Below are 7158 nucleotides of genomic sequence, written 5' to 3'. Positions count from 1 at the left end.
CGCCCCCGCTAGCACTACCGCCAAGGGTCTCAGTTGTTAGCTGGTAAATATCAAGTTTAGCAGGTGCGTAGAACTGTCGTTTTAGGGCTAAACTGGCAATTACTAGAGATACCAGGCTAACCAAAAAGGACACGGTATCGCCGAACGAAAGTGTTCTGACTAAATCCAAGCGAGTTATATTTTCTAAGAAATCAATCACCTTCAATCTCTAGGTCTATTAGGGTCACATTGGGTTAGGTAGAGCGTACCATGGAGCCTTCTCGAAGAGAATGGTACGGGTAGTGGGAAGACGCTCACTTTCTTATGCCTTTCGTTTCATAACGAAGCGGCATAGAGGCGTTGCGCTAACCCCGCTTTCGCCTGCGGCTCAATAGGTATGGGCGTGGTCGAACTGAGCCCTCATCCCGTATACCACTTCAAAATAAAACGAGACCAAAAAGGTCTCGCTTTATTTTGGTGCGGGTAGCGAGAATCGGACTCGCATCTCATCCTTGGGAAGGACGTGTTCTACCACTAAACTATACCCGCGCGGTTTTCTTAGACTAGCAAAGCCTGTGCGCACTTGCTAGCGGGGCACCAACCCGTCGGTGCGGTAAATGAAATAGGCGTCATCAACAATAAAAGCCGGCTCATACTGCTGATATTCACGCATGTGCCCGTTAAGGCTACTAGCACTGACCAAGATTGCCCCAGGGCCGTCTGAGCCTGCGCGCGAGGCTGGAAGCTGCTTATTATCGGGCGCGTAGTACGTAAGGCCACTTTGGTAGTAGGAAAGGTACACGGGTTGTCCAGGAAACTCCTTTTCTAACACGGTGCCAATACGGCTCCACGACTGGGTCCAGTCCAAGTTGCTGTCTTGGAAAAAGTGGTGACGTTCTTTTCCGGGCGTGGTGACAATGTTACCAAAGCCAATCAGGTTGCCGCCTTGGGCGAGAACCGGTAGTGCGTATCCTACTACCACAAGCGTGGGTAGGAGGTGACTCCTGAGGAGCGGCTGGATACGTGCCATGGTTACAGCCAAGCCCAAGCTTACCAGGGGAAACACAGGGCTAATGTGGCGGATGCCAAGGTTGAGCTTGCTCTTCATGGCAAGGGCCATGAATATCCCGCCAGAAATAACCAAAAGCCAGGTAAGCGGACTCCAGCTTCGGGGGCGGCCAAGCTGCTTGGACGCAAGGCCTAGGCCAGTAGCGAGCAGCCCAAGGGCAACTAACTGGCTCTTCAGGAGGAAGATGACAGGGAAGTAGTACCAGACCCCCACGCCGTGTGCGGTACCTAAGAAGAACACCTCCCGTCCTACCTGCCCACCAGCCAACACCATGAGCAATCCTTTTACGTAGGCACTTGGGAGCAACTGTGGCTTGAACCCTAGGACTCCTTCTAGGTGGAACATGAGGTCCTGATACTGCGAAATGGTGTGAGTGGCACTCACTATCTCGGTGCTCCCAGGCGTAAGCGGGGATTTGAAGAAGTAAGTAATCCACGCTAGGGCAATAAAGGTGACCGCAATGAGCCCTAGATGTCCTACGGCGCGTGCCCACGAAGTGCGGCGGGTGTAGGCGGTCGCAATGACCCAGATACCAATAATGGGAATAAGGGCGATGGCAGAAAACTTTGTAAGCAATGCACCGCTAAGGGCAACGCCCAGCCAAAGTGCAGTGACTTTATTTGGCATAAGCCAGTATTCCCAAACCCTCCACAGTGCCAGTATGAACATGAGGGCCAGGGGCACATCGGTATTGGTCATGTAGCCATGCGCCAGAAGCGTGGGATTGAAGGCGGTAAAGAAGAGTGCCCAATTGGCAACCTTCTCGTTAAACCAGCGGCGTGCCAACCACCAGACAAGCCAGTTGAGGAGGACAAGGAGCACGATGCCGGGGAGGCGCATGAGGAACTGCATGGTTTCTGCGTTGTTGCCACTTTCGTACACCCAATGATCAGCCCACGTGCGTGATTCGCCCCAGGAGTCGTAAGAAGTTGGCCTTGCGCCATCCCACAGGGCCATGTCACGGGCCGGCAGATTTGTTTTGTAGACCAAGAATGGAACAGCTGTCAGGTATTTGAACAAGAAGGGGTGCTCGGGGTCAAAGCGGTGTTCCCCACGTGTCATAGCCAGGTAGGCAGAGGCAGTGTGGATGGCCTCGTCAGAGGTGAGTGTGTGATGCTGCGCTTGGTATATGCCCATGCCCGCAACCCATAGCAAAAGAAGCGATACCAAAAACTTCCCCTTAATGAGCCCCCTTAACTTCATACGGCTTTCTTTTCAGTGACGCGGAACCCAATATACTTACCAAACATGAGGCGGGTTTGAGCATCTAACCCTGGGAGTGCGCCAAAGAAAATGGCAGCAATAGGAATGAATGCCCATTGGAGGATCATGCCTGCCCAACTGAGTGGTGATTTGCGCTTAGGATCGGGAGGAAGCAGGAGGAGGGTGATGATGCCTGAGATGACCAAGCCAATCCATGTAAGTGAAAGGAGGAGTTTGGCGGCTTGGGGAAAGTTTGAAGAGGCAACTTGGCTACTGAACTGCTCGTTGAGCAGAATAGGAAGCCAGCCTACAACGGTAATGAAGAACGAGGTGGTTGCCCAGCTAAAAGCACCGTCAAACGCCCGCCAAATGAGCATTACACGCCGGCCCAGGCTGATAGAGCGACGGAGGCGGTGTGATTCCAGGACAATGTACGGGAAGTGCTCCACACCATACGCCCAGCGCTGCTGCTGGTAGTAGAGGTTGCGAAGAGTGTCACGCATTTTTTGCACATGCACTGCATCCATATAGATAGGGATGAAAAGCGGTACAACGCGGAAGTTTCCTTTGTAGTGAAAGTACGAGCGGAAAAACTGGCGGGAGTCCTCGTTCACAATGCTGGTACACCAGTAATCAATATCCACCAAGGTTTGGAGACATGTGGCGTGCGTGGAAAAAGTAAGGAGGCGGTAGTTTCGTACCGACTCACCAAGGGCCCAAAAAGTGGTGTTAAAGGCAAGGACGCGTGAAAGCATGGGTGCCTGCCAGATATTGTTGAAAAACGTGGCAATGGGTTGGAAGCTGGCACGGACACGGTCTGGGGTTACGCAGAAATTGTACGTAAGGCAGGAAAAGTAAAAGGCAGGGAAGCGGGTGTCGGCATCCGCAGTAGAGACAATGACATTGCTCAAAGGGATCTTAGATTTGTGCATCTCTTCAACCAAAATCTTGGCAGCCCAGGTGGCGTTGGCGCCCTTGGCCTTCACCTCGCCGACAATATCGTCGGGATGTTCGCTAATAAGGAACTTGCCAAACTTGCCCTTGTACCGCTCACTGAGCACACGAATAATTTCCTGGGCGTGTTCACCGGCACGTTGCTCGGTGGCCAAAACCACAATCATGCGGTCCTTGGGGTAGTCTGCCTCAACAATGGAATCCAATGACTTTTTAAGGATGGTGAGCTCTTCCTTATAGGTAGTGACGATCACAGCGTGGTATACATCTTCCCAAGGAAGAATGTGCCACTTGTCGCGCTGTTCCGGCGTGAGGGCAGTAATCTGTGCCAGTTTGGCACCCCAGTCCGTGCGCACATTCTTATGAAATTGGCGGTAACCTTTTACCAATACGCCACCGTACGAAATGGCGCGGAGGAACCAATAGACATCAAAAAGCAGGATGAAAATGGTAACTGCCAGCGGCGCGTACACGGCCAGGATGAAAGGGGAGATGAGGGCGATCCAGACGGTAGCACCAGGAAGGATCTCAAAAAAACGGAACCAAAAAGAAGAATACTTTTTTGGTTCGATATTAGGGTCGGCCGGCAGTTCGGTAATGGGGGACATGACTAGTTGGGGTTGAACGCGCGGTTTTGCTGTAGGAAAGCACTTATTGAAGTGGATCCTACTGTAGGTACGATACTCGCGATAATATCACGAACGCCGGCAGCATCAACAGTTTCGCCCTTCTGGACCTTGCTGTAGTAGGCTTGGTTGAACTTTTTAAAGAAGTCACTGTCCGCCGCGTAGAGCTTGTACCAAGCAGCCCCTAAGAGCTGGTAAATCTTTGAAATCTGGGAGTTGCCGTAAAAGTCATCGTTGTCGGCGGCAATGGTAAAGCGGCTGTTGTAATCCGCATACTGCGATTCCGTAATAATGAGGTAGAGCCGGCTAAATTTAGGCAGCTTGCCATCGGCAATCATGCGGCTCATTACGGCATCGGTCGCGGCTACGGTAATGCCTTCTTCCATGGCGGAAATATCAAAGACGCCAATCCCATGAAAGCCATGGATGGTTTCGTGAATGATAGTGCTCACATCTTGGAAGTCGTTTTTATCAAAATCCTTAATGTGGATATCGATGGCGATTCCCTTTGGCCCGTTGGAGATCTCAATTTCCCCTGAGGCGCCTGCAATACTGAAGCCATCGACAAACGTAATGGTGATGCTGTTCAGGAGGTAGGGCTGTCCGTAGAGGTTCTGGATATAGTCGTATGCAGAGGTGACCACTTCTTTGACGGCCGCCTTTTTCGCCTCAATGTCAGGAAGCGAGGATTCGTTCTGGAAACTGAAGAGTGGTGGCCGGTCACGCAGCTTCTCCAGTTCGGAAGAGTTAGTGGCAAGCTGGTCCTTTTGCTTGGCTAGCTGGCCCTCGGCGTCTTTAAGGAGCTGCGTTTTTGTCACCAAGTCAGACTCAATAGTCTTGAGTTGGCTGTTCATTTGCGCAATTTGTTCCTGCTGGCTCTGCAGGCTGGCCTTGTCCAGTTTGGACTGTGCGCCCAGCTCTTCAACCTCTGCGGTGAGCTCGCTTATTTGGCGGTCACGGTCACGGATGGCGCTATCGCCCGTCAGTTGGGAATTTTGCCACGCATAGACAAGGGAGCTACTCCCAATCATAAGGACCAGCGTCATCAGGGGGTACAGGCGGGAGACGCGGGTGGGCGGACGTAGTATTGGATGGAGCGGCATAATGCCTCATCATTGTACCTGATTTTCCCTACGTGCTACCATCGGAAGGTCATGCCTCAACCCTCTTCCAACAGCATTTCCCAGTCACCCATCCTTCGGTTTGCCGGTGTTGGCGCTCTCAGCACCGCCATAGACATGCTGGTCTTCAATCTCCTTCTCCTTCTCAATGCTTCAGTGTACGTAGCTGGGGGGATTGGGTTCTTTGCCGGTTTTAGCAACGGGTACTTTTTTAACAGCCGCTACGTTTTTAAGCAGGGGTCCCGCGAGCGTTACGCCAAGTACCTTCTTGTCTCGCTGGGAGGCTTGCTCATTACGGAAATCATCCTCCACCTTCTCCACGTTGAGTTGGGCATGGAGGAGAACATCTCCAAACTCGTCGCAGTGGGAATTGTTTTCTTCTGGAATTACGGCCTCAGTAAATTCTGGGTTTTTGCCTAGGTTTTGGATGGGTTGACTCTAGGCGAGAGTAAGGGTCAAATAGATGGACGTACTAACCGCCAGTTTATGAAGTCATCCAAAAACGCAGTTACCGTTCTCCGTGCCGAATACCCTCGCCCTCATTTCATGAGAAGCGAGTGGCACAACTTAAATGGTGAATGGGAGTTTGCGTTTGACGATGCCAATGTGGGCCGTGAAGAGCGCTGGTTTGAGGGGAAGGCGTTGCCGCTCACCATTACGGTGCCCTTTGCCTACCAAACCAAGCTTTCCGGCATTCACGACAAGGCGGTTCATGGAGTGGTGTGGTATGCCCGTACCTTTGCTGTCCCAGCAGATTGGCAGTGCAAGGACGTGCTGATCCATTTCGGCGCCGTGGATTACCGCTCCACCGTTTGGGTGAATGGGCAGGAAGTGGGTCATAACCAGGGTGGCCATGTGCCATTTTCCTTTGACTTGTCCCCGTACTTGCAAAGCGGGGACAACCGCTTGGTGGTGCGCGTAGAAGACTATCAAGACCCGGAACAGCCCCGGGGCAAGCAGTCGGTAAGTGGGATTCCGGGCGCGGTGGACTATTACTGCACCACGGGCATTTGGCAGTCTGTTTGGCTTGAGCCTGTAAGTGTCATTCGTATCGATGACATACGCATTACCCCGCTCTTTAAGCGCCAGGCCTTTGCCTTGCAGCTCTTTTTACACGCACCGTGCGGCAGGCGCTCCATTAAGGTGACCGTGCGCGATGGGGAACAGGTTATGGGCGAGAAAACCCATGTCACCACCAACGCTACGGCGCAGGTAATGATTAGTATTCCTAACGCCAAGCATTGGACGCCTGAAACGCCGCACCTCTATGACATTAAGGTGACCCTCTTGGAGGGTGATGAAGAAGTTGATGCCGTTTGGACCTACGCCGGCATGCGCAGCGTGCATATTGAAGATGGCAAGGTCTTCCTTAACGAAAAACCACGGTATCTAGCGATGGTGTTGGACCAGGGCTACTGGCCGGAGGGCGGCATGACTGCCCCTTCCGACGAAGCTTTTAAAGCTGATATTCAGCTCATGAAAGACCTGGGTTTCAATGGCTGCCGAAAGCATCAGAAAATCGAGGACCCGCGCTGGCTCTACTGGTGCGATAAGATGGGCCTCATGGTATGGGGTGAGATGGCTAACGCGCGGTCCTGGTCGCCACGAAGCGAAGAGCTCCTCCTTGCCGAGTGGGAACGGGTTGTCCGCCGTGACTATAACCACCCGAGCGTCATTTCTTGGGTTCCCATGAACGAGAGCTGGGGTGTGCCAGGCTTGCGTCAAAATCATCCGGGCCAGTACGCCTACTTGGAGCGGATTGTTTCTATTACCCGCCGTTTGGATCAATTCCGACCCGTGGTGGACAACGATGGTTGGGAGCATACGGATATCACCGATATCTGTGCCATTCACGACTACTCGACTGCAGCAGAACTAGCGGAGAAATATAAGAATGGCATGGACTTGCCGGACAAAGTTGGGCAAGAGCATATTCCACTCTTTGCCCGCACCTCCCGCTATAGGGGCCAGCCGATTATTTTCACCGAGGTGGGTGGCTTCCTCATGATTCCTCAGGATGTCCCAGAAAGTGAGCGCGATGGCCTGTACGATTGGTATTCGTCCATTTCTTCCAACGACGAGCTGTTGCAAAAGTATGAGACGCTCATGGAAGTGGTGAGTAGCTTTACATCTGCGGCCGGTTTTTGCTACACCCAGCTTGTCGATGTAGAGCATGAAATGAATGGCCTCACTACGTACGACCGTC

General features: G+C 52.6%; 6 protein-coding genes and 1 tRNA gene. 2 read left to right on the top strand and 5 right to left on the bottom strand.

Features of this window, described 5'->3' with window-relative positions:
- From VLA04_03395 to VLA04_03375, 5 genes are all read right to left on the bottom strand, one after another.
- Window positions 1-205: hypothetical protein (locus VLA04_03395; protein ID HSI20722.1), on the bottom strand; the 205-nt coding region annotated here is incomplete at its 3' end.
- Window positions 206-454: 249 nt separating this feature from the next.
- Window positions 455-528, bottom strand: a tRNA-Gly gene (locus VLA04_03390).
- Window positions 529-565: 37 nt separating this feature from the next.
- A complete protein-coding gene (locus tag VLA04_03385; GenBank protein ID HSI20721.1) occupies window positions 566-2251 on the bottom strand; it encodes a glycosyltransferase family 39 protein in 1686 nt (561 codons plus the stop codon).
- Window positions 2248-3813 carry a glycosyltransferase family 2 protein gene (locus VLA04_03380; GenBank protein HSI20720.1) on the bottom strand — a complete coding sequence of 522 codons (1566 nt, stop codon included), beginning with the start codon at window positions 3811-3813 and terminating at the stop codon, window positions 2248-2250. The genes VLA04_03385 and VLA04_03380 overlap by 4 nt, the downstream gene beginning before the upstream one ends.
- 2 nt (window positions 3814-3815) lie before the next feature.
- Window positions 3816-4934: a hypothetical protein gene (locus tag VLA04_03375; protein HSI20719.1), complete on the bottom strand. Its 1119-nt coding sequence runs from the start codon at window positions 4932-4934 to the stop codon at window positions 3816-3818.
- 51 nt (window positions 4935-4985) lie between these two features.
- Between VLA04_03375 and VLA04_03370 the strand changes: the two genes are divergently transcribed.
- Window positions 4986-5372 (top strand): GtrA family protein, encoded by a 387-nt coding sequence (locus VLA04_03370; protein HSI20718.1) that lies wholly within the window; start codon window positions 4986-4988, stop codon window positions 5370-5372.
- Between the two features lie 66 nt (window positions 5373-5438).
- The coding region (locus VLA04_03365) for a glycoside hydrolase family 2 TIM barrel-domain containing protein (GenBank protein HSI20717.1) at window positions 5439-7158 on the top strand (1720 nt) is incomplete at its 3' end.

It is taken from the genome of Verrucomicrobiia bacterium, from assembly GCA_035460805.1.
In the GTDB taxonomy this organism is placed as follows: Bacteria; Patescibacteriota; UBA1384; order CAILIB01; family CAILIB01; genus DATHWI01.
Note: the sequence above shows the minus strand (reverse complement) of the source record. Positions and strands in the feature narration are given on the sequence as shown.